Source organism: Streptomyces sp. TN58, assembly GCF_001941845.1.
In the GTDB taxonomy this organism is placed as follows: domain Bacteria; phylum Actinomycetota; class Actinomycetes; order Streptomycetales; family Streptomycetaceae; genus Streptomyces.
On sequence record NZ_CP018870.1, the window covers coordinates 384,405 to 405,286 of the forward strand.

The 20,882-nt window shown below is 71.4% G+C and carries 20 protein-coding genes; 7 read left to right on the forward strand and 13 right to left on the reverse strand.

Going from position 1 to position 20,882, the window contains the following annotated elements; genetic code table 11:
* Positions 1-271 precede the first annotated feature (271 nt).
* Positions 272-697, forward strand: coding sequence for a subtilase-type protease inhibitor (locus BSL84_RS01800; RefSeq protein WP_030031555.1), 426 nt, complete (start codon positions 272-274; stop codon positions 695-697).
* A 123-nt stretch (positions 698-820) separates the two neighbouring features.
* Here the strand turns inward: BSL84_RS01800 and BSL84_RS01805 are convergent, their stop codons facing one another.
* The 6 genes from BSL84_RS01805 to BSL84_RS01830 all read right to left on the reverse strand — a co-directional run bounded on the left by BSL84_RS01805 (position 821) and on the right by BSL84_RS01830 (position 7,078).
* Positions 821-2,560 carry an immunity 49 family protein gene (locus BSL84_RS01805; RefSeq protein WP_075969654.1) on the reverse strand — a complete coding sequence of 580 codons (1,740 nt, stop codon included), beginning with the start codon at positions 2,558-2,560 and terminating at the stop codon, positions 821-823.
* Between the two features lie 103 nt (positions 2,561-2,663).
* Positions 2,664-3,662 carry a DUF4344 domain-containing metallopeptidase gene (locus BSL84_RS01810; RefSeq protein ID WP_079273407.1) on the reverse strand — a complete coding sequence of 333 codons (999 nt, stop codon included), beginning with the start codon at positions 3,660-3,662 and terminating at the stop codon, positions 2,664-2,666.
* 91 nt (positions 3,663-3,753) lie between these two features.
* On the reverse strand, positions 3,754-4,359 hold the full coding sequence (locus tag BSL84_RS01815; protein ID WP_030027837.1) for a hypothetical protein: 606 nt from the start codon (positions 4,357-4,359) through the stop codon (positions 3,754-3,756).
* Positions 4,356-6,164 (reverse strand): alpha/beta hydrolase, encoded by a 1,809-nt coding sequence (locus BSL84_RS01820; RefSeq protein WP_075969655.1) that lies wholly within the window; start codon positions 6,162-6,164, stop codon positions 4,356-4,358. The genes BSL84_RS01815 and BSL84_RS01820 overlap by 4 nt, the downstream gene beginning before the upstream one ends.
* Complete coding sequence (locus BSL84_RS01825) at positions 6,161-6,601, reverse strand: hypothetical protein (protein ID WP_030027839.1); 441 nt, start codon at positions 6,599-6,601, stop codon at positions 6,161-6,163. The genes BSL84_RS01820 and BSL84_RS01825 overlap by 4 nt, the downstream gene beginning before the upstream one ends.
* Positions 6,602-6,805: 204 nt before the next feature.
* Positions 6,806-7,078, reverse strand: a complete 273-nt coding sequence (locus BSL84_RS01830; RefSeq protein ID WP_037661498.1) for an SH3 domain-containing protein — start codon at positions 7,076-7,078, stop codon at positions 6,806-6,808.
* A gap of 407 nt (positions 7,079-7,485) precedes the next feature.
* Between BSL84_RS01830 and BSL84_RS01835 the strand changes: the two genes are divergently transcribed.
* Positions 7,486-9,189, forward strand: a complete 1,704-nt coding sequence (locus tag BSL84_RS01835) for a M4 family metallopeptidase (RefSeq protein WP_075969656.1) — start codon at positions 7,486-7,488, stop codon at positions 9,187-9,189.
* A gap of 16 nt (positions 9,190-9,205) precedes the next feature.
* The gene (locus BSL84_RS01840; protein WP_075969657.1) at positions 9,206-11,164 is read left to right on the forward strand and encodes a M28 family metallopeptidase; all 1,959 of its coding nucleotides are present in this window, start codon (positions 9,206-9,208) and stop codon (positions 11,162-11,164) included.
* 113 nt (positions 11,165-11,277) lie between these two features.
* Here BSL84_RS01840 and BSL84_RS01845 read toward each other — a convergent pair whose 3' ends face one another.
* Positions 11,278-12,165: an NAD(P)-dependent oxidoreductase gene (locus BSL84_RS01845; protein WP_030031778.1), complete on the reverse strand. Its 888-nt coding sequence runs from the start codon at positions 12,163-12,165 to the stop codon at positions 11,278-11,280.
* 52 nt (positions 12,166-12,217) lie between these two features.
* Here BSL84_RS01845 and BSL84_RS01850 point away from each other — a divergent pair, with 52 nt between their 5' ends.
* Positions 12,218-12,574 (forward strand): winged helix-turn-helix transcriptional regulator, encoded by a 357-nt coding sequence (locus tag BSL84_RS01850; protein WP_045323842.1) that lies wholly within the window; start codon positions 12,218-12,220, stop codon positions 12,572-12,574.
* A gap of 129 nt (positions 12,575-12,703) precedes the next feature.
* Here the strand turns inward: BSL84_RS01850 and BSL84_RS01855 are convergent, their stop codons facing one another.
* Complete coding sequence (locus BSL84_RS01855) at positions 12,704-12,895, reverse strand: hypothetical protein (RefSeq protein ID WP_045323841.1); 192 nt, start codon at positions 12,893-12,895, stop codon at positions 12,704-12,706.
* A gap of 280 nt (positions 12,896-13,175) precedes the next feature.
* Here BSL84_RS01855 and BSL84_RS01860 point away from each other — a divergent pair, with 280 nt between their 5' ends.
* Positions 13,176-13,688, forward strand: a complete 513-nt coding sequence (locus tag BSL84_RS01860; protein ID WP_158880184.1) for an RICIN domain-containing protein — start codon at positions 13,176-13,178, stop codon at positions 13,686-13,688.
* A gap of 313 nt (positions 13,689-14,001) precedes the next feature.
* On the opposite strand, the gene BSL84_RS01865 is transcribed toward BSL84_RS01860, so the two are convergent.
* From BSL84_RS01865 to BSL84_RS01880, 4 genes are all read right to left on the reverse strand, one after another.
* On the reverse strand, positions 14,002-14,994 hold the full coding sequence (locus BSL84_RS01865; RefSeq protein ID WP_045323840.1) for a GlxA family transcriptional regulator: 993 nt from the start codon (positions 14,992-14,994) through the stop codon (positions 14,002-14,004).
* Positions 14,995-15,235: 241 nt separating this feature from the next.
* Positions 15,236-16,171: a class I SAM-dependent methyltransferase gene (locus tag BSL84_RS01870; RefSeq protein ID WP_045323846.1), complete on the reverse strand. Its 936-nt coding sequence runs from the start codon at positions 16,169-16,171 to the stop codon at positions 15,236-15,238.
* A 567-nt stretch (positions 16,172-16,738) separates the two neighbouring features.
* On the reverse strand, positions 16,739-17,563 hold the full coding sequence (locus tag BSL84_RS01875) for a Crp/Fnr family transcriptional regulator (protein ID WP_045323839.1): 825 nt from the start codon (positions 17,561-17,563) through the stop codon (positions 16,739-16,741).
* Positions 17,563-17,787, reverse strand: coding sequence for a hypothetical protein (locus tag BSL84_RS01880; RefSeq protein ID WP_037664236.1), 225 nt, complete (start codon positions 17,785-17,787; stop codon positions 17,563-17,565). Before BSL84_RS01880 ends, BSL84_RS01875 begins: the two co-directional genes overlap by 1 nt.
* An 851-nt stretch (positions 17,788-18,638) precedes the next feature.
* Between BSL84_RS01880 and BSL84_RS01885 the strand changes: the two genes are divergently transcribed.
* Positions 18,639-19,304 (forward strand): hypothetical protein, encoded by a 666-nt coding sequence (locus BSL84_RS01885; protein ID WP_159393499.1) that lies wholly within the window; start codon positions 18,639-18,641, stop codon positions 19,302-19,304.
* Between the two features lie 42 nt (positions 19,305-19,346).
* On the opposite strand, the gene BSL84_RS01890 is transcribed toward BSL84_RS01885, so the two are convergent.
* Positions 19,347-19,661, reverse strand: coding sequence for a hypothetical protein (locus tag BSL84_RS01890; protein WP_045323837.1), 315 nt, complete (start codon positions 19,659-19,661; stop codon positions 19,347-19,349).
* Positions 19,662-19,906: 245 nt separating this feature from the next.
* Here BSL84_RS01890 and BSL84_RS01895 point away from each other — a divergent pair, with 245 nt between their 5' ends.
* Positions 19,907-20,833: a hypothetical protein gene (locus BSL84_RS01895; protein WP_107484715.1), complete on the forward strand. Its 927-nt coding sequence runs from the start codon at positions 19,907-19,909 to the stop codon at positions 20,831-20,833.
* Positions 20,834-20,882: the final 49 nt, after the last annotated feature.

Here is a 20,882-nt window from a genome sequence, read left to right on the forward strand (position 1 = left end):
GCGGCAATCCGGCGAACCGCGCACCGCCGTCACCTGGGAGGGAGGGATCGCGGCGAGCGGGGGGACCCTGCCGGCGTGAGCGCGCCCGGCTGCGGAACGTGCGGCGCCAACTGCGTGAACGCCGGCCGGGCATCCGCTATCCGTATGGTCTGTCCGTAAATCGACCGCCCATTGGCGGCCGCCCTGGGGGCATGCCAGGCTCGTCTTCAGTTGAGCGTCAGATCACAGGCATCTAACCGCAATCAACCTTGAATCGAAGGCGAAACCTGTCATGCGTCACCACATCATCGCCGTATCCGCCCTGAGCCTGCTCTGTCTCGCAGGCAGTACCGGTCTCGCGGAGGCTCAACCCGCCGGTGCGCACGGTCCGTCCGCGATGGTCTTCACCATCGCCCAGGGGTCCGGGGAGCCCGCGGACACCGTGCTTCGTGCGTCCACCCTCAGCTGCGCCTACACGGCCGAGGGCACCCACCCCGACCCGAGGGCCGCGTGCGACGCCCTCAACGCCACCGACGGCGAGCTCGACCGCCTGCTGGCGACGCCGAGCCCGTCGCGGTACTGCCCGATGTACTTCGACCCCGTCACGGTCACGGCGGACGGCGTACTGCAGGGCAGGCGCGTGGCCTGGAAGCACACCTTCTCCAACGCGTGCGTGATGTCCGCGACGCTGAACGACAGCCCGGTGTACGCGTTCTGACACCACGCGCCCGGTCCGCCGAGGCGGGGGCGGGGTATGGGCGGCCCCGAAGCCGGCAGGCTCCGGGGCCGCCGAGGGCGTGTTGCGAAAGTGGCGAGCCAGACGAGATTTTCACAACAGGCCCTAGAACGGCTCTGCGGCCCGCAGGAGGGACGTGGGGAGGTAGGGGGAGTCGACGCGGACGGCCCAGCCGCGACGTCGGGCGTGGCAGGCCAGGGCGAGGATGTCGAGGTTGAGGGCGGCATCCGGGTCGTCGGCGCGGTCGGCGACCGCGTAGTGGGCGCGGTGGGCTTCGAGGGCGTCGGCCAGGGCGAGGTTGAAGCTCTCCTCGTCACCTTCCACCAGCTGCGACAGCAGTACCGCCGGCGGCATGGCGAAGCCCCAGTCCACGGCCCTTTCGGCCTGCTGGAGCGCCCGCTGTGCGGCCTGCTCGGGCTCGACGCCCGTCAGGTAGGCGTGCAGCGCTTCGCGGTACGCGCTGAAGGCGGATCCGTCCGGCCCGGCGAAGGCGGGGCCCGTGAGGACGAGGGGGGCAAGGTCCTCGGGCGCCCCGGTGATCAGGGCGAAGCAGACGGCCCTGTGCCAGTTGTGCGCTCCGGCCTCCTTGGCCCGCTCGGCCCGGTAGCGCAGGCCGCGGCCGTCGATGGTGACCTCGGCCTCGGTCCCCGGCTCGGCCAGGGCGATACGGAACAGGGCCGCTCCCACCTGGGAGGCCAGCCGCGGGGGCGCCGGCCGGGCGTCGTCCCCGAGGTCGCCGGACTCCCCCGCACTGCACTTGAACAGGCGCTCCTGATCGCGCATGACGCTGCCGAGCCTCCAGACGGCGAGCGGCTTTCCGTCGAAGGCCGTGAACGCCTCCTCGACCCTCCTGTCGTAGCGGGCCTCGGTGTCGGGGTGCACGGTCCACTCACCGGCCGGACGCTCCACCACCAGCGCGCCCGCGGCGAGCGCGCCGACGGCGTCCGGCCGCCGGTCCCGGCCGAAGCCCGCGACCCGAGGCCCCGCGGTCTCGAAGCCGGTGACCAGCGCGTGCGGGAGGTAGTCGGTTCGGACGGCGGGCGACCAGCCGAGGGTCCGGTACGCGAGCGCGGCGAGGGCTATGGGGACGAGCGGGAGGAGGTTGCGCGTGGAGGCCGAGGAGCTGTGCAGGTCCCGGTGCCTGACCAGCAGGGCGGACAGCGCGGTGTCGAAGGCCTGGCGGTCCTCGGCGGCCAGGGCGCGCAGCGTGCGCAGCGCGGCACTCTCCGGCCGGTCCAGCAGCGGTTCGCCGCTTTCCTCGGCGCGGCCGCGCACGCGGTCGAGGGCCGCGTCGACGGCGGCCAGCCTGGCCCGGGTACTCGGCGGGTACTCCTCGTCGTCGCCGGTGTCGCCCAGGACCACGGCCATCAGCCCGGTGGCGAGCTCGCCGGCAGGTGTTTCTCGCAGCCGCGCGGCGAACTTCTCCCGGGCGAAGTGGAAGGCCTCACCGTGCCATGCGGCCTTGTCCCTGAGGACGGCCAGGCAGAGCGCATCGGTCCACTCCTGCGGCGTGACGCTCTCCTCGGGGTGGTCCTCCCCCGGGTCGTAGCTCATGCCGAAGTTCACGTACTCAAGGAAGACGTGGAAGCTGCAGTGCGGGTGGTAGGCCGCGTAGGCGACGGCGCCGGCCGCGGCCTCCGAGGCGTCCTTGAGGGCGGCCTGGGCCTCCGGGGTGCCGAGGTCGGGGGTCGCCACGGAGAGGGCGCCGAGGTATTCGAGGAACTCGTCCGCGATGGACTGCCACTCGTAGGTGGCCATCCGGCCGCCCCTCGACATCGAGCGCACCTGGCCCCCGATGCGGTTCGTGAAGTCCTCGCGTGCGGCCGACACGGCCGCCTCGCCCACCTGGTGACGCTCTATCCGCACTGCCCTGCTCCTTGATCAGAATCCGTGAGGACAGCGTAGGCGTGGGATCTGACACCCTGAGTCCTGCCGGACCCCGTTGAGGTCACTGCGACTTGCGGTACTCGTCGAGCTTCTCCGCGAAAGCCTTCGTCTCGGCGACCAGCCTGTCCTGGGCGTCCGCACGGGCCTCGTCGCCCTCGGCCCTGAACGCCTCGGTGAAGTGCGGCTGGAGCTGGGTCCACCAGCCGTGGTCGAGCATCGCCCATGACTGCGGGCACAGCGGAGCGCGTGACTTCGGCAGGTAGCCGGCGCCGACCAGTGGGCCGTCGAACCGCGCGGGGTCACTCCCGTCCAGGTAGCACAGGAAGTTGAAGACCCGCTGCTGGGTGGCGGGGTGGTCGCTGGCGAAGCCCTCCAGGGTCAGCTGTCCCTGCCTGCGGGCGATCTCGTCGAAGAGGATCGCGGCGGCCATCGACGGGTCCGGGCCGACCTCGTTGACGGTGTGGAAGGACGCGAACCCGTCGGCCGCGTCCTCTTCGAGTCCGAGGTTCGCGAGCATGAACTGGCGCTGGAGGGCGTGGCCCATCTCGTGGCCGAAGACGAACTGGGTTGCCAGGGCGGTCAGGTCCCGCGGGTTGTACTTGTCCTCGGGGAACAGGGCGGGTCGCTTGACGGTCTTGACCACGTCGTCGAAGGACTGCTCGATCTCCGTCAGGAACGACGGCGGGATGAAGATCGTCCGTCCGTCGGGCTGTGTGACGGCGTCCGTCACTCCCGGCGGAACCCTGTCGGTGACCTTGACGACCATGTCGTGCGGGAGGGCGATCGACCTGTTGACCCAGTCGGCGGTCTGCTCCAGTACCCGGGACTTCCGGATGGCCTCGACGGCCCGCCGGACCTCGGGCTTGGTCGAACGGTCGTCGTAGACGATCGTGACCTTGCCCTGGGGGCCGGGCGTACCGTCGTCGGCGGCCGCGCCCCCGGCACCCGCCGCGCCCGCGGTACCCGCGGCGGCCCCGGTGCCCGCGAGACTCGCGGCGAGCAGCGCGCCCGCGAGGACGGCCCTCGCGGTGCTCCTACGCCCGCCTCCACTGCTGAGCATGCCGATCGGCTCCCTCCCGGAGCGGAGCGGCACGCGGATCTCTCCACGCACCCTCCCTCCACGATGACCCATCGGCACCCGTTCGGCGAGATCAGGACGCGGGGGTGGTGCCCGGCGCCGGGCTCTCGGCGGACCAGAAGTCGGAGCGGACGTTGGGGGCGGGGATGGCGGTCTCGCCTTCGTAGGTGGCGCCGGTCGCCACCTTGGTGGGCGCCGCGACCTTCGAGTTCTTCACGCAGGGGCTGGTGACCTCGAAGAAGGCCTGCCCCTGGTGGCCGAAGAGGAGCATGATGCCGAAGCCGTCCGGGGACGTGGCGATGATCTCGGGCGTGTCCTTGTCCGGATTCACCGTCTTGATCCGGTAGCCGCTCGCCTTCCAGAAGTTCTCGACCACACCGAGGAAGTTGCCGCGGCGCTGCTCGGAGACGACCGTCATCACGGTCCAGTAGCGGGTCACGTCGCAGCTGCCGGTCGTCGTGGTGTCGTGGACCCATTCGACGTCCGGCTTGATCGCCCCGACCGTCGCGTAGAACATCGCGTCGGCGCGCTCCGCCGCTCCCTGCATGTCCATGCCTGCCACTGCCCCTCGTCCGTCCTTGGTGCCGTCCGTCGGTCCGCACCCGGCGAGCCCGGCGAGCAGCGCGCCGGCCACGGCCAGTGCGCAGGTCAGGCGAATCGTCCGTGCGCTGCGCTTCATCGGTGCTCTTCCCTCACGATCTTCTCAGGCTGCCCGGCGACGATCCTGGCGATGTTGTTCGCCGACGTCTGGTCCTTCTCCGGAGTGAAGTACTGGGAGTGGGCGTCGAACCCCCCTCCGTCGACGACCATCCTGGGGCCGTCGTCGACCAGGAAGCGCTGCGCCCCGAACGCCTTGCTCGCCGGGTCCTTGCCGAAGTACACGTCGTCGTTGTCGTCGTCGAAGAGGTCCCGTCCGACCCCGACGCCGATGGGGCCCGCCAGCAGCCAGCCGAGCGCCGCCTCGTCCTTCGAGGGCAGGTGGGTGACGGGGTCGTTGTCGGCGGCGCCGACGAACACATGGTCCTTGCCCACGCCCAGCTCCGTCGCCTTCTGCGCGTCCACGCCGGGGCTGCCGAGCAGGATCACGTCGTCGACGCCGGGGATCCCGCCGGACTGCTTGGCGGCCGTGCCCACGGTGAGCGAGCCGTAGGAATGCCCGATCGCCGTCATGTGCGGGTCCGCGTTCTGGTTGGTCACGGAGAGGCCCTCCATGAACCGGTTGTACGCCGGGGCACCCCGTTGCGCGTCGCCCTTCGACATCACGTCCACGTTCTGCGGGGCGTCGTAGCCCAGCCAGACGATCGAGGCACTGGAGGGGTCCAGGCGCTGGGCGCCCTTGGCCGTGTCCTGGGCGCGCTTCATCGTGTCGGAGACGAACTCGTCGTTGAGCCGGGTGCCGAGGCCGGGGACGTACGCCGACACGTTCCTGGCGGTGTCGGGGTTGCCGTAGGAGACGATCGCGCGTCCGTTGCCCTCGTCGCCGATGCCCAGCAGGAACATGGGAGGGCGGCTGGGCTCGCCCAGCTTGTCCTGGATGCCGCGCAGGGCGCTGAGCTTGGTGTCCGCGTCGTCGCCGCCGTTTCGCGCCAGGTCGTCGATGAGGACGGGCAGGTAGTTGCGGTTGGCCTCGTCGCGGGCGACCGCCGGGATCCCGTCGAGGCCGCCGACCAGGTCCGGGGCGATCTCCAGGTACTCCTGGCGCTGCTCCTCGGTCAGCCCGTCCCACCACTTCTTGCGCTCCGCGGGGCTCTTGTCCTCGGGGACGTTCTCGCCGAGATACGTGCCGGCGGTGCTGCGGACGTCGGAGGTGTCCCGGAAGACGTCCTTCAGCGTGGCCTGGGTGACGTCGAGGCCCTTCTCGGCCTTCAGGCCGTTCAGGGTCTTGGCGTACCGGGCGTCTATCTCCCGTGCCGACCGTACGGCCCTGGCGATACGGTCGGCCACGTCCTGCGCCTTCGCCGCGTTCGGGTTCAGCGGCTTGAGGCCGGAGTAGCCGGGGTACAGCGGCGACTGGCCCGGCTGGCCGAAGCCGGGCGGTTCCAGCGGGAGTCGGGAGCTGCCCTGGACCTTGCTGCCGGGGGCCTCCTTCTTCGCCCCGGTCATGTCCTCGACCTCGGCGGCCGGGTAGCTGACGGAACCGTCGTCGTGGACGGTGAAGTTCAGGGCCGCGGCGTCCGCGAGGGCCTGCTTCAACTGTGTCTGGGGCTCGGTGAGATCACTGGCGAGCCCGTTGAGCGCCGTACGGACGAGGCCGCACTCGGAGTGCAGGTACTGGAAGTTGCGGCTGAGCCGTTGGAGTCTGCCGAGGGCGGCCTGCGCCGAATCGCTCTTCTGGGTTTCGCGGAGCTTCGCGGACATGGCGCGATCGACGCGTGCGCGGTCGGAGTCCGAGCGGTCCGAGACCTCGTGCCACTTGTCGCCCGCCTCCGTGAACTCGGAGGTCTTGAGGTCGCGCAGCTGCTTCCAGGTGAGGGTTGCGGTCATCGCTTCTCGTCCGCCTTGGAGCCGCCGTCGACGCCCTTGAAGGAGGTCTTGATCGCGGTCTCCGTCTCGCCCATCTCCTTGGCGACCTTCAGCAGGGTGCCCTTGAGCTGCTCGCACTCGTCCCGCACCGACTGCAGGCGTTCCTCCCAGGACGTCAGTACGCTCTTGAGCGCGGCGGCGGAGCTGAGGCCGGCGGCTCCCGAGGCGAGGCCCTCGTGGCCGGGTCCGAGCGCCGAGCGGCTCGTCTCCGTGTTGGTGCGCAGGTCGCCGGCGGTGTTGGAGGCGCTGGTCCAGGGGCCTTTGCTGTGCTTGAGGTCGACGTTCCCGCCGCCTCCGCCTCCGCCGTTCCCGGGTTCGGGGGCCGTCGAGGCGAGGTTCATGGCGGGACCGCCGTCGATCGGCCCGAACAGCTCCTGCCAGCGCTCCGAATAGGACACGGCTCCCCCGTCTTCGTGTGCGTTCCGCTCCTGCGCCCCGAGAGACTAACGCAGGCCACGCACGGGTGTGCGATCGGGAACGGGCAATGCCGGAAGGGTCCTTTCCGTCGCCCCTGTACCACCCGGTACACCCCGTTCCGTCCCGGGGGCGGCCACGGTCGGCCGCCCCCGGGTCGGCACCGGGCGGCTTGCGGGCCGGGCCCGTCAGCCCTGGGGGCCGGCCGGCTGGGCGTCCTTGGACAGCGGCACCTCTCCTGTGTTGTCGACGTGGCGGGCGGCGACCCACACGGCCTGGTCGCGCAGCAGGTACCAGATGCTGTTGCCGTCGATGGTCTGCGCGTGCACCTTGCTGTGCAGGCCGACTTGGGCTCCGTGGCTCAGGTTGCCCACGAGGGACGAGTCGGTACTGGGGTACCTCCGCAGGTTGACGCCGGTGCTGCTGACGACCGTGCCGAACGGCTGAGCTGGACTGGGCATCATGACCTCCACGGGAACGGGAACGCCGGTGCGGCGGGACGTGGTCCGGTATGCGGACGGGCTGTCTGCACGGTAGAGCCCGCGCCCGCCCGGGGGCCGGAGGCGTGCGGGGCGTCGGGAGGACCGGCGGCCGGGTGTCATCCCGTTGGGCCGAAGTCGCCCCCGCTTCAACGATCCAGCGGGACAATGATGACAGTTCAATCACTCGGCGTGATCGGCTTCGTCGGTCGCCGCCACTCCCAGATGATCTCCGCACGCCCCGAGCGCGGCCTGGGGAGGGGCCTGATGCCGGGCAGTCGGACCGCCGGCCCCGATCGCACGCCCGCCTTCCGCTTGCCACGACCATCACGGTGCGTGACGATCGAAGGAGGGGTGAGGCGTCGGGGTCATCGAGAGGGGTTGCGGCGATGTCAGACCTGGAACGGTACCGCTATCACGTTGCCGACGACCCGGAGGTGCGCGGCACGCACCCCGGCCGAGAGACGGTGCGCGGCATCTCCGCACCCGAGGGAGAAGAGGCCCGGCCGGAGTTCAACTCGGCTGAGTCCGCCGCGCGGTTCTACCTGGCGGAGAAGCTCGCCCGGGAGGACTCGCCGGGGCTGCGCCACGCGGTCCGCGAGGACCGGCCCCAGCGGGTGCCCGACCTGGCCCTGCTGGAGGCGCCGCGCCGGCAGGCCGGCATGGGGACCACGCTGGTGCGCTTCGAGCAGCGGCAGCAGGAGATCCCCGTCTTCGGCACAGAGGCCCTGGTCGAGCTGGACGAGGACCAGCGACTGGTGTCGATGGACTGCCGTCTCGGCGAGGTCAGCGGCGTCGGCTCCGTGCCGGAGCTGTCGGGCACCGACGCGCTGGAACGCGTACGACAGGCGACGGGGAGCACGGTGGCCGCCGAGGACCTGCCGCCCGCGACGCTGGCCTACGTCGAACAGGACGACGGCTGGCACCTGGCCTGGCACCTGCGCGAAGTGCCGGCGCAGCTCCCGGCCATGCGCCGCGAGCCGGGCGACCGGGGCCACGGTCTCGGCCGGTCCCCCCGGGAGGACTTCCCGCTCACCGCCTACCTCGTCGACGCGCTCTCCGGCGAGATCCTGCGGTCCTACGGGATGACGCCCACGGTGATGGTGCCCACCCGGCTGGAGGGCGAGGACGAGGCCAGCGTCCACCACAGGTTCCACGGCAGCCGGCAGAACGGCTCGTTCCTCCTGGACGACCGGTGGCGGCAGATCGCCACCTACGACCTGGCCTTCGCCGACCTCGCGCTGGCCGACGCGCTTCCGGCCTCGGCGATCGGATCCTCGCAGGCGGACTTCGGCACCGACCACCGGGCCGGGGTCTCGGCCCACGTCAACGCCGAGCGGGTGGCGAGGTTCTACCGCGACCAGCTGTACCGCAACGGCATCGACGACGCCGAGATGGACCTGACCTCGGCGGTCAACTGCATCTACAGCGAGGACGGGCCGGGGCCCGAGTGGGTCAACGCCGTCTGGTGGAAGGGGCGGATGTGGTATGGCCAGGTCTCCGTGGACGCCCGCCTGGTCAGCCTGGCCGGGCATCTGGACATCATCGCGCACGAGCTGACCCACGGAGTCATCGAGACCTCCAGCAACCTCGTCTACCAGGACCAGTCGGGCGCCCTCAACGAGTCGCTGGCCGACACGATGGGCATCATCATCGCCAACTGGTACCAGGCTCCCGACCGTGCCGACGTGCGCACCTGGACCTGGGAACTGGGCGTCGGCCTGGGCGGCGGCGGGCTGCCGCTGCGCGACATGGGCGACCCGGCCCGCACCGGCGACCCCGGGCACATGAGCCAGTACCTGCACACCTCCCGCGACAACGGCGGTGTCCACACCAACAGCAACATCCACAACAAGGCCATGCACCACCTCCTCACCTCCGTGGACGCGGCGGGCGCGCCGGTCCTCACGGTCGAGGAGTGGGCGCTGCTGGTCTATCTCGCCTTCGTACGCCTGTTGAGGCTGTCGGGGTTCGCGGACATGCGCCAGGCCCTGCGCGACGTCACCAAGACGTACCTCGCCGGCAACACCTCCGCACGGGCGGGCGCGCTGGCGGCGATCGACGGCGCCTACCAGAGCGTCGGCATCGCATAGAGCCGGGTGAGTCCCCATGGCCACGCTCTTCTTCGACATCGGGGGGACCCTGGCGGACGGAAGCCTCGAAGCGGACGGATCGTGGCTGTTGCGGCCCCGCCCCCGCGTCACGCAGGTCCTGGACGCCTTCGCGGGCGTGCCCATGGGCGTCATCTCCGACCCGGGCACCGAGCCGGGCGCGGCCGCGCGGGTCCGGGAAGCCCTCCATCAGGCGTTCCCCGGCCGGTTCCCGGACGACCGCCTCGTCCACTTCGGCCCCAAGACCGGCCGCGCGATCTTCGACGACGCGGTCCGGAGCTCGGGCGGCGCCGCCGACGACTGTGTCTTCGTGGGTGAGGACCACGACGAGCGCGCCTTCGCCCGCACCGCGGGCCTGCGCGTCGCACCCCACCCGGTGTTCACCCGGGCCGCCGTGGAGAACCGGCCCGTCTTCTGGACGAGGATCGACGTACCACAGGGTCAGGTCCTGGGGGTGCTGGAGTCGGTGGTGAACGGCACGGAGGCCGTACCGGTGCATGTCGCCTCCCCTCGTCTGGTACTGGCGATGGCGACGGCGGTCGGCGTCGACGCGCTCCACCGGGCCGGGTTCACGGCCGATGTCCGGGGCCAGGTGGAGGACACGGCGGCGTTCCTGGTCAGGGACGACCGCCCGGTCCCCGTGCCTGAGGTGTTCGCGGCGGCCGGGGACGGGGCTCGGGCCCCCGCGGCCGCCGAGGGGGCGATGCGCGCGGCGGCCGCGTTCTGCTTCGCCTCCGGCGAACTGACCGGGTACCCGGGGCGGCTCTCGTCGCTCGGGCCGGCGCCCGGCGGGGTGTACGTCGCCGCATCCGCCGGTGTCCCGGTCGAGGAGGTCCACGCGCCGGGGGCCAGGCCCGGACACACCGAGCGCCTCCTGCCGGATCCGGCGCTGCTGTCACGCCCCGGTGAGACGCGGGCCGCGCACCTGACCGCGGCCCCTCCCGCCGGGTTCGACGAGACGGGCGACGGCCTTCCCTCCCCCGAAACGCTGGCGGCCGTACGCGCGACCGTGACGCCCGAGGCGTTGCGCGCCCACGTGGCGCGCATCTCCGGCGTCGAACCGCTGGTGCCCGGCGAGCCCCTGAAGGTCCGCAGCCGTGACGCGGCGCACGCCGACAACGCACGTGTCGTGGACGCGCTGGTCCGGCACTTCGAGGACCTGGGGCTGGTGGTGCGACGGCACTCGTTCATGTGGCGTGGACACCGGCTGTTCAACGTCGAAGCCGAACACCGCGTCGAGGGGGCCGACTCCGCCGTCCTCATCACGGGACATCTGGATTCGACGGCGGAAAGCGGCGACTTCACGGGCGCGGACGGCCTTCCCCGCCCCTACGACCCGGCGGTGGACCCTGCACCGGGCGCGGACGACGACGGGAGCGGCACCGCCGCGGTCATGGCGGCGGCGGAATGCCTGCACGCGCTCGTCGAGGAGGGCAGGTCGCCGACGCGTCACGTCCGCTTCGTCCTCTTCAACGCCGAGGAGCAGGCGCTCGTCGGCAGCAAGCGCTACGCGCGGGCCGCCGCGGCCGCGGACGACCGCATCGCGGGCGTCTTCCAGCTGGACATGATCGCCGGCTTGCAGGACGGCAGCCCGCCCACGGTGGAGATCCATGCGGGATCCTCGGTGCCCGGCCCGGTCGTGGCCGCCTCCGACGCGCTCGGCGACCTGGTCGCGCGCACCGTCCCCGCCGTCGCCTCCGGCCTGGCGGTCCAGCGGCTCACCGGGCCGACGGACCCCGCCCTCGGACGGAGCGACCACGCGAGTTTCCACGAGCGGGGATGGGCGGCCATCGCCGTTTCCGAGAACCTGTTCGGTGTCGGCGACGGCCCGGGAACCGGCACCCGGCAGTACCACACGCCCGGTGACACCCTCCTCGACGTGGACCACGACCCGCGGTACGCGGCCACGATCGCCGGCTCCGTCACCGCGACCGCCCTGACCTTCGCCGGACTGTAAGGGTGTGCGTCCGGGGCGGCACGGTCCGCGCACGGTTTCACGCGCGTGGGGTCGCGCCGCCGGCGCCGGTCAGGCCCGGGCGCGCCGACGGGGCCGCGCTGTCGGGCCTGCCGTCAGCGGCGGCCCAGGATCTCGGCGATCCTGGCGAACCCGTCTGCGCCGTGCCCGCTCGCGATGGCCCGGCCCGCCCAGCCTTCGGCCGCGCGCATGACGGCGGCGTCGATGCCGTGGGCCTCGGAGGCGTGCACGATGTGGGCCATCGACGAGGCGGCCGAGGTGAGCGGGTTGCCCTCGCCCGAGTACGTGCCGTCGTCCACGTCTCCCGCCGTCTCCTCGAAGATCGGCGGGAGGATGGCGGCGATGCCCTGGGCGTACGGGGCCAGCTCGCGCGCGGTGATCCCCTCCGCGCGCGCCACCGCCAGCGCGTGCGCGTAGCCGGCCATGGCCGTCCAGAAGACGTCCAGCAGCGCCACGTCGTAGGCGGCGGCCCGGCCGATGTCCTCGCCGAGGTGGGTGTGGGCGCCGCCCAGTGCCTCCAGTACGGCCCGGTGCTCGTCGAAGAGCTCGCGCGGGCCGCTGTGGATGAACACCGCGGCCGGGGTGCCGATGGTCGTGGTCGGCGTCATGATGGCGCCGTCCAGGTAGCGGACCCCGTGCTCGGCGGCCCAGGCCGCGGTGTCCCGGGCCCGGTCCGGGGTGTCGGCCGTCAGGTTGACGACCGTACGTCCCTTGAGCGCCTCGGTGACGGCGTCACGCCTGAGGACGGCGTCGGCGGCGTCGTAGTTCACCACGCAGACGACGGTCAGCCCGCTCGCGGCGACGGCCTCCTCGGCCGTCGCCGCGCTGACGGCGCCCTGCGCGACGAGGTCCCGGTCCCGGCCGGGCGTACGGTTCCAGACCGTGGTCCGCAGGCCTGCGGCCAGGAACGCGGCCGCGAGCGAGCGGCCCATCGGTCCCAGCCCGAGTACGGTGACGGCAGATGCTCCGGTGAATGAGGACATGGCTGACTCCCATGGAAGAAAAGCGAACTGAAACAGAGATGAAGAGGCTGAAATGACGCGCGGACGTGCCCAGGACCCGGATGTCTGCGGCGTGACCGCCGCGGTCGCCGTCATCGACGGCAAGTGGAAGACCGGTCTGCTCTGGCTGCTGGAATCGGGCCCTCGCCGCCCCGGCGAACTGCGCAGGCAGCTGCCGGGCCTCAGCGAGAAGGTGCTGACCCAGGCGCTCCGCGAGATGGAGACGGACGGACTCGTGCACCGTCAGGTGTTCGACACGCTGCCCCTGAAGACGGAGTACTCGCTCACGGCCTTCGGCCGGGAGCTCTCGCAGGTGCTGGCGCCTCTGTCCGACTGGGGCCACCGCCGCCTGGAGAGGCTCGCGGCCGACCGGTCAGCCGCCGCGTCCTGACACATCACATCACCCCCGCTCCCCCTGGTGCCGGGCGTCCTTCGACCGCCCCTCACCAGGGTCCCCCGGGGGCCGCGCCCCGCCAAGTACCCACAAAAAGGTGGGTACTGGAGGGGGGCGGGAGGGGCCTCAGCCCAGGCGGGAGCGGATCCGGTAGCGCATGTCGCCTGCTGCCCGGCGGATCTCCTCGGGCTGCGCGTCGTCCTCCAGCACCCCCAGGAGCACCATCAGAGCCCGCGCCTCGTCGGCGCTGACCAGCTTCAGGCGCGGCTCCGTGACCCCGTCGAGCAGTACGTCCAGCAGGTCCAGTACGTCGTCCATGCCCACCCCAACGCCCGACGCCGCACCCACGTCACCCTGGCATCCGCATCGGACAGGCCCGGGTCGGCCGGGCGCCGCCGCTAGGGGAGTTGCATGCTTTGCGCCCCGATACGGATCGCGTGGAACCCCGCCATGGCACGCAGGGTCTCCTCGATGGCGCACATTGCCCCTGCTCAGAGGTCGCTCGTGGCTTAGCCTGGAGATCGTTCTCGCCCAAGGGGCGACGTGAACGCACCGGAGGCGTTCATGTAAGCGAAGACATCGCATGTGGGGGAAGACCTTGAGGATCACTACCAAGCTCGCCGCCGTGGCCGCCTCGGGCGCGGCCATTGTCCTGATGACCCCGTCCGTGAGCCATGCGGACACCTGGATGCTGCTGGTGAACCAGCACAGCGGCCGCTGCCTCGAAATCGCGGACGGCAGCGGCGCCAACGGGGCGCGGGCCCAGCAGTGGAGCTGCAACGGCCAGAGTGCGGCGAAGTGGCGCGTCTCGTGGATCGACGGCGAGCGCACCTACTTCAAGCTCGTCAACAAGGCCAGCGGAAAGTGCCTGGAGATCTCGAACTCCAGCCGGGCCGACTACGCGTACGCCCAGCAGTGGGCCTGCAAGGCCAACGTCAAGGGCCAGATCTGGGGTTGGGGCACGAACGGGCGGATCGTGAACGCCGGCAGCGCCAAGGATCTGACGGTCAAGGGGAACAGCAAGGCCAACGGCGCCCGCGTCTGGCAGGACGGGCAGTGGGGCAGCGTCGGCTACGCCTCCCGCTGGAACCGCCTCCCGGGCGGCAACTGAACCTACTGACCATCCGTGCGAGGGGCGCGGCTCCGCAGAGCCGCCCCCCTCGCATGCCCGGGCAGCGTGCACCGTGTCGAGCACCAGCCCTGAGCCCGGTCACGGTTCCGCGTTGCGCAGGAGCCTGTCCGGGACTGGAAGGTGTGCTCCCAAGTCCCTGCCGGCGGCATGCGGCTGGCCACCGGCAACACGCTGGCCTTCAACACGGTCAAGGTCGACGAGAGCTGCCCCTGACCCACTGCCTCCGAACCGACTCGGCCGCGCCGCCTGCCGTGCCTGCTGCGGCACTCGGTCGAACACCGGCCGGAGCCGGTCAGGCGGGGGACGAGGCGGAGCCCCCGGAGCGCGTACCCGCCCCGTCGTGCCGGAAGGAGCGGCGGTAGGCGGCCGGCGTGGTGTGCACCAGGGTGTGGAATCGCCGGCGGAGGTTGGCAGCAGAGGACAGGCCGGTCCTGGCCGCGATCGCCTCGACGGACAGATCCGTCTCCTCCAGGAGGGTCCGTGCGGCCATGACCCGCTGGCGCAGCAACCAGTTGCCGGGGCTCGTACCGAGCTGCTCGGCGAACCTGCGGGCGAGCGTGCGGGTGGAGACCGCCCCGAACGCGGCGAGGTCGTCGACGGACAGCGGCTCGTGCAGCCGCTCGGCGGCCCAGTCCAGAACGGGGGCAAGGGAGTCGGGCGTACGCTCGCTGCGGGGTAACGTGGCGTACTGCAGTTGTCCGCCTTCGCGATGGGGCGGCATGACCATGTGCCGAGCGACGTGTGTCGCGTAGGCGGCGCCCTGGTCGGTGCGGATCAGGTGCAGCAACAGGTCGATGCCCGCGGCCCCGCCCGCGCTCGTGGCGACGTCGCCCAGGTCGATGTAGAGCACGTCCGGCTCCACCTGGATCCCGGGATGCCGAGCGGCGAGTTCGTCGGCCATGCGCCAGTGGGTGGTCGCCCGACGGCCCTCCAGCAGGCCGGCCTCGGCGAGCAGGAAGGCGGCGGAGCACAGCGCGACGATGCGGGCACCGCGCCGGTGCGCCCGCCGCAGTGCGTCCACGGTGCACGGCGAGGGGGTGCTCGCCCGCTGCGCCCAGCCGGGGATGAGTACGGTCTGCGCGCGTTCCAGGGCCGACAGTCCGTGCGTGACCGCCATGTCGTAGCCACCTGACGTCGGCAGGGGGCCGGGCTGCTCGGTGCAGACCTCCAACGTGTAACGGGTGGGCAGGCCGGGCCGGTTCAGACCGAAGACCTCGGCCGCGCAGGCCAGCTCGAACGTGGACTGCGGCGGCAGGAGGAGGCACACCACGCGGTGAAGGCTCATGGCAGAAAAGTACCTGTCCATGTCAATCCTGACTCCGGGGGCGCGGGCGGATCGGCCGCGAGCGTGATCTCCGTGGCCCACGGGACGGCGTCGCGATCACGGCGCGGCCCCTCATGCCGCCCCACGAACCTTGTCGCGGCAGCGGCCCCGGCGATCCCCGATCGGTCCGCGGCCGCCGCCCGCGGAAGTTCCCCCTCTGCACCTGTTCCCCGGCACGCCGCCAGACGGCGGCGTTCAGATGTCAGCCCCGTCGACGGCGCTTCCAGGCGACGATCGCGCGGGTGACGACGGGCGGGAGCAGGTCCTTGGCCAGCTTGCGCCAGCGGGCGCCGGGCCTGCGTGTGGCGGCGGGAGCGGCGACCGGCGCCGGTTCCGTCCGCGGCGCGGGGTGCAGCGGCTGCGGGGGCGACGGCGCGACCACGCCCTGGTCCCCGATGCGTACGAGGGGACGGCCGTCGATCACGTCCACGCCGTGCCAGAGGTCGGTGCGCTCCTCCAGCCACGCGCGCAGTGCCGCCTGGTGGGGTTCCGGGTCGCCCCAGGTCGCGTACAGTTTCGAGGCCGAGACGCAGATGGGGTGCAGGTCGCCCGTGACCACCGCGGTCCAGACGGCGGCCGCGACGCCGGGGCAGTGCTCGGAGCGGTAGTCGTCGAACACCACCACGGCGTCCGGGGTCGCGACGAGGCGCGAGGACGCGATGTCCGTGACGACGTGCTCGTACAGGTGCGAGGCGTCGACGTGCACGAATCGGCAGCTCGCCGGTTTGACCCGGTCGGCGACGACCGAGGTGGGGGCCTGGATCAGTGTCGGCAGCGTCTCGTGGAAGGCCAGGTAGTTCGTCTCGAAGCCGCGCCGGGTGAGCGTGGGGTAGGAGCTGCGGTTCTCCGCTGCGTTGGAGTCGTCCGTGGCGGGCGAGTCGAAGAGGTCACAGACGGTGAACTCCTCACCGGGCCGGAGATACCGTCCGAGGAAGATCGCGCTCTTCCCCATGAAGGCGCCGAGCTCCAGCAGGTCGCCCGGCTGCCCCCCACCGCTGTTCTGCCGTGTCAGGAACCAGTCGAAGAGCACCTGATCGTATGCCGAGAACCACCCTTTGACCTCGCCGTACGTGGTGGGGGCGAGCGGGGCCGGCTCACCGTCGGGGGTGGTGACGGAAGCCTGTGAAAAGTGTGACACGGAGAGCATCCTCCAGCGGAGTGGCATCGGTTTTCACGCTGATACCCGGCCGGGTAACGGCACCCTAAGCCCTGGGCGGACGTGTGACGAGATGTGAGCGAAATCAGTCTGTGATTTCCTTCCCCGCCTCGCCTGCGCCGCCTGCCTGGCCCTCGTCGCCTGCCTCGCGGGCGCCGTCTGCCCGCCCTGCGTCGCGGTCGGGCTGTGGATCCGGGGCCGCGGGTCGTACGAGAAGTCCTTCGGGTCTGCGACACCCGGACCGGCACGCCGGTGAGGACATCCCGCTCCGCCCCGTACGCGACCTCGACACCCGTGACGCCTCGCAGTGGCCCTCCGGGCCGCTGAAGCGCTACCGGTACATCTACTCGACGTTCGGCGAGGAGAACCAAACGGCGACCGCCATGGTGCCGAACAGCACGGTCACCGACACCGGCGGCCCGGGCACCTCACGGTCTCCCCCGACCCCAACGTCGGCTCCTTCAACCGCAGCGGCGACCACACCGACCTGAGAAGGTGCTGGTCACGGATGTGAAGTCCGTGACCAGCACCTGGCGGTACAGCGCTCGGTCAGATCTTGGCGAGGGCCCCGGCGAGCGATTCGGGCGGGAAGGCCATCTCGCTGGCCTCCAACAGCCGACGCAGCGACGGGAATTCATAGCTGCGGTAGCCGCTGATCACGATGTCCGCCTTGCGGAGGACCTTCATCGCGGACTCCACGGAGGCGATGCTCAGGCCGAGAGCGTCCGCGAGGTCGCTCTGTGAGGGGCCTTCGAGCCTGAAGTCGTACTTCCTGCCCGGCACCGCGCAGTGCATGACGAGGTGTCCGAGCAGTCCGGCGAGGCGCTTCACGGCCTTGAGGTTGTGCCGATTGTAGATCCGCTCGGTGGCCTCGATGCGGTCGGTGACCGATATGCCGATCGCCTTCATCAGCGCCGGTGCGGTCTCGGCCATCGCGCGCATCCGGTCCATGGGCACGGAGATGGTCCAGGTGTCGTTCAGGCAGACCGCGGTCGGGGTCGCCATCTTCTCGTCGAAGAACTCCATGCAGCCGAGGACCGCACCCGAGCCGAGGATGCGCAGCGTGGTGGAGGCGCCGACCGGGGTGCGCTCGGCGACGCAGCCACGGAGGATTATGTGGACGTCCGTGCCGCCCTCGGGTCCGCGCAGCTCTTCCTGACGGGGACGCTCGCGGGAGATGATGCGCAGGTCCTGGTCCGTCTCCTGGAAGACGGCGCGCAGATCGACGGGCAGCTCGCGCATGAAGGGGTTGCGCTCGAAGGCGGTGTTGAGCCGGGCGGGCTCCTTGTCGCGGTCGATCTGGCCGGTGCTGGTGTCGATCTCGTAGAAACGGGACCCGACCTGCAGGGGCTCGTTGCGCTTCCAGAACGCCATCACTTCACCCCCGGCCCGGCGTTGGGGGCCCCGGCGGGGATGGTCACAGCCGGCGGGGCCGGCTGCAGGGCGTCGAACGTCCTGGGGAGCGCGATCACCAGTCCGATGATCGCCGCGATGACGGTGGCGATCCGCGCGGGGGTGGACTGGAGCGTGCGTACGGTGTAGGCGATGGTGGCCGCGATGATCGCGACGATCAGAACGGCCGCAAGAAGGAACGTCATTATTCCTGTGCTTTCGCTGAAGAACTGGATCGGGTCTGGCGCCGTGCAGTGTTCTTCTGGCGAAGAGCGACCGGATTGGTGGGTTCCTGCCAACTCCCCGCCTCCGGACTGCTATCGACCGGTCCGGGAGAAGCGACGATATCCCACGGACGGACGCACCCCGCCACCTGAACGAGTGAGTGACGTTCCTCGAATCGACCCGGGTTCTTCTGTCGCCAATTCCTTGATCACATAGGCATTGGCGGGACTACTCTTGAGTAACACCCCATTTTCGGGGATCTCGCGCCCTACATTGAGGGCGCTGACGTTGCGACTTCGATCGGGTCTGGCGCCGGCAGTCGGGCACGGGCTCCGGGGGGTGGTGCCTTCGGAGCCGCCCGACGCTTGACCTATGCGCGCTCGGCGGGGTCACGCAGCATGATCGAATCTTCACATCGAGTGGCGGTGGCCCCTGTCAAATCCGCGATGCCGCCACACTCCCGCTTTTTAGGGACGATCGATCATCCCGTCAGGCTTCCGTACGCCGGTAAGCAGCGCGGCTCCCGCAAAGTACTTACCGCCGCCACCCCTACGTCGCAGGGAAACTGTGGCCGAGACAAGGATCACATCCATGAAATCAGCCCTGCCGAAACGTTTCTGACCGGCGGTCATGTCTCTCGCGGCAGCATCCTGACCGGGCCGCCTGACGCACTGCCACGTTGCCGGGTCTCCAGGGCGTGGGGCTCTGCGCACCTTGGAGCTCAGGCGTCTTGGAAGGCCACGTCGCGAACGCGGCCCGGGCGCCGGGCTCTTTACGTGTCCTGGCCGGCGCGGTTACCTGGGATACGGGGCTACGAGCCGCGGGGGTGGGCATGGCGGGCGGGCACGGGGGATGGCGGCGCGGGCTCTCGCGGACCGCGGTGGCGCTGGCCGTGCCGCCGCTGGCCGCGGCCCTGGCCTACGGGGTGGCCTGGAAGTCGGCGTACGGGACGCTCGGCAGCTGGGGGTTCTTTCTCGCCGGGTTGCTGCTGCCGCTGGTCCTGCTCGGCTGGCACGCCGCATGCGCCGCGCGGCGCGGGGCCTCGCTGATCGCAGTGTCCGCCCTTCCGGCCGGCCTCGGCGCCATCCTCGCGCTCGCGTCTGTCGGGCACAGCGTGCTGGAGGACCGGGGTGTCGAGATCAGCTGCGTCGTGCTGAACGTCACCGAGCACACCGAGACGGACTCCTCCATGGACGCCCAGGGCCACTGGACCTCCACGACCCGGACCTCGTACGACCACCGCCTGGACTGCCCCGCGGGCGGACCGGAGCACCTGGACACCCCCTCACGGCTGGCGAAGGAGGGCGAGTCGCTGGCGGTCTTGCACGACCCCCAGGGGAAGGTCTCGCCGCGGGCTGCCGGGGACGTCCACGGCTGGGGGATGCGCACCGCGGCCCAGGTGGCGGTCGGGACGGCGGTTCTCATGGGGCTGGCCGGCGGGATCCGGGAGGCGTACGAGAAGCGGCGCTGGAGGCCGCGGCGACCCGCGGGGCGGTGAAGCGCCGAGGCCGCCGGTCTGCACCGCGCGCGGTCCCACGCGTCAGGTCGTCGCGGTCGCGGTGGGCGCTGCGGACACGGCACGGCCGTAGAGCCGGTGGTGCCACTCGTTGGCGTCCGGGGCCGGCTCGATGCTGATGGCGGGGCCGGGGGCGGTCTCGATGAGGTGCAGGAGTGTCCAGGCGACGCCGTAGCAGTCGTCGGGGCCGAAACAGGTGGCGAGGGAGGCGGCCTCCTGTGCTGTCACGGGCCTGCCGATCGCTTCGAGCTGGGTGACTCGCCTGTCGATCTCTTCCTCATCGGCGTCCCAGTCGGGCAGCGGGCCGTCGGCGACGAAGGTCTGGACTTCAGGTCTCATGCGCGCATCATCGGCGCCTCCGCCTGCCCGGGCAAGCGTTCCCTGGCAGGTCCGCGTTCTCGGAAGGCCTCTCGCCCGTCGACCGGCGCCCCGGCGACCAAGAGCGGCGTCGGTGTGTCCGCCGCTTCGGACGTCACCGGGCGGGCCCCATTCGGGTCATTGTGGCCGTGCGTGCCGACCAGGAGCGGCGGCAAGGGGGAAGCAGTGTCCCTGTCCGCGAGCCGCGACCGGAGGAGGGCAACCCGATGCAGAGGTCGAGACTGGTGGCCGCAACCACGGCCGCCGCATCCCTGGCACTTCTCCTGGCTTCCACGGGGCAGAGCGCCTCGGCGGTCGCCCGCGCCCCGTTGGCAGTCGACTCCACGCCGAGCGCCGTCCCCGGACGAGGGGCAGCGCTGCGGGTGTTCTGGAGCAATTTCACGAGCGGGACAATCGGCCGCGCCGACGTGGACGGGACGAACGTGACGCAGACGCTGGTCACCGGTGCGTCGAATCCGGCCGGCATGGCAGCCGACACCTCGGCGATCTACTGGGCCGACAACGGCTCCCACACGATCGGCCGGGCGGACCACGACGGCCAGGACGTCGACCAGGACTTCATCACCGGGGCCTCGGGCCCGCGGGGCGTGGCGGTCCGCAAGCACCGTGTCTACTGGACCAACGGCGGTACCGGCACCGTCGGCCGGGCGAGGCTCGACGGGCGCGACGTCGACCAGGACTTCATCACCGGGGCCGCGAGCCCCTTCGGGATCGCGGCCGGCGCCGCCGGTGTCTACTGGTCCAACGCCGGCACCGGCACGATCGGCCGGGCGGATCTCAACGGGAAGGACGTCGAGCAGGCCTTCATCACGGGCGCCGCCGGCCCGCGGGGCGTGGCGGTCGACAAGCACCACGTCTACTGGACCAACAGTTCCACCAACACCATCGGCCGAGCGGACCTCGACGGGCGGAACGTCGACCAGAACTTCATCGTCGGCGCCTCCGGTCCTGCCAACGTGGCAGTCGACGCCCAGCACGTCTACTGGGCCAACGCCGTGTCCGGCACGATCGGCCGGGCGGACCTCGACGGGCAGGACGTCGACCAGGCCTTCATCACGGGGGCCGCGGGCCCCCGGGGTGTGGCCGTCGTACCGGGCAAGGGCCATGGCCGCAAGGATCCGCACGGGCGCTGAGCAGGCCGGCGGCGCGGCGGGCGGGTGCCACGGCCAAGACGTCGCACGC

Coding starts and splice junctions, on each gene's coding strand:
- BSL84_RS01855 (WP_045323841.1), bottom strand. CDS start 12,895: ATGGACGACGTACTGGACCTGCTGGACGTACTGCTCGACGGGGTCACG.
- BSL84_RS01840 (WP_075969657.1), top strand. CDS start 9,206: ATGGCCACGCTCTTCTTCGACATCGGGGGGACCCTGGCGGACGGAAGC.
- BSL84_RS01890 (WP_045323837.1), bottom strand. CDS start 19,661: ATGAGACCTGAAGTCCAGACCTTCGTCGCCGACGGCCCGCTGCCCGAC.
- BSL84_RS01810 (WP_079273407.1), bottom strand. CDS start 3,662: ATGCTCAGCAGTGGAGGCGGGCGTAGGAGCACCGCGAGGGCCGTCCTC.
- BSL84_RS01865 (WP_045323840.1), bottom strand. CDS start 14,994: ATGAGCCTTCACCGCGTGGTGTGCCTCCTCCTGCCGCCGCAGTCCACG.
- BSL84_RS01830 (WP_037661498.1), bottom strand. CDS start 7,078: ATGCCCAGTCCAGCTCAGCCGTTCGGCACGGTCGTCAGCAGCACCGGC.
- BSL84_RS01875 (WP_045323839.1), bottom strand. CDS start 17,563: ATGGCGTTCTGGAAGCGCAACGAGCCCCTGCAGGTCGGGTCCCGTTTC.
- BSL84_RS01885 (WP_159393499.1), top strand. CDS start 18,639: ATGGCGGGCGGGCACGGGGGATGGCGGCGCGGGCTCTCGCGGACCGCG.
- BSL84_RS01820 (WP_075969655.1), bottom strand. CDS start 6,164: ATGACCGCAACCCTCACCTGGAAGCAGCTGCGCGACCTCAAGACCTCC.
- BSL84_RS01800 (WP_030031555.1), top strand. CDS start 272: ATGCGTCACCACATCATCGCCGTATCCGCCCTGAGCCTGCTCTGTCTC.
- BSL84_RS01845 (WP_030031778.1), bottom strand. CDS start 12,165: ATGTCCTCATTCACCGGAGCATCTGCCGTCACCGTACTCGGGCTGGGA.
- BSL84_RS01880 (WP_037664236.1), bottom strand. CDS start 17,787: ATGACGTTCCTTCTTGCGGCCGTTCTGATCGTCGCGATCATCGCGGCC.
- BSL84_RS01815 (WP_030027837.1), bottom strand. CDS start 4,359: ATGAAGCGCAGCGCACGGACGATTCGCCTGACCTGCGCACTGGCCGTG.
- BSL84_RS01850 (WP_045323842.1), top strand. CDS start 12,218: ATGACGCGCGGACGTGCCCAGGACCCGGATGTCTGCGGCGTGACCGCC.
- BSL84_RS01895 (WP_107484715.1), top strand. CDS start 19,907: ATGCAGAGGTCGAGACTGGTGGCCGCAACCACGGCCGCCGCATCCCTG.
- BSL84_RS01835 (WP_075969656.1), top strand. CDS start 7,486: ATGTCAGACCTGGAACGGTACCGCTATCACGTTGCCGACGACCCGGAG.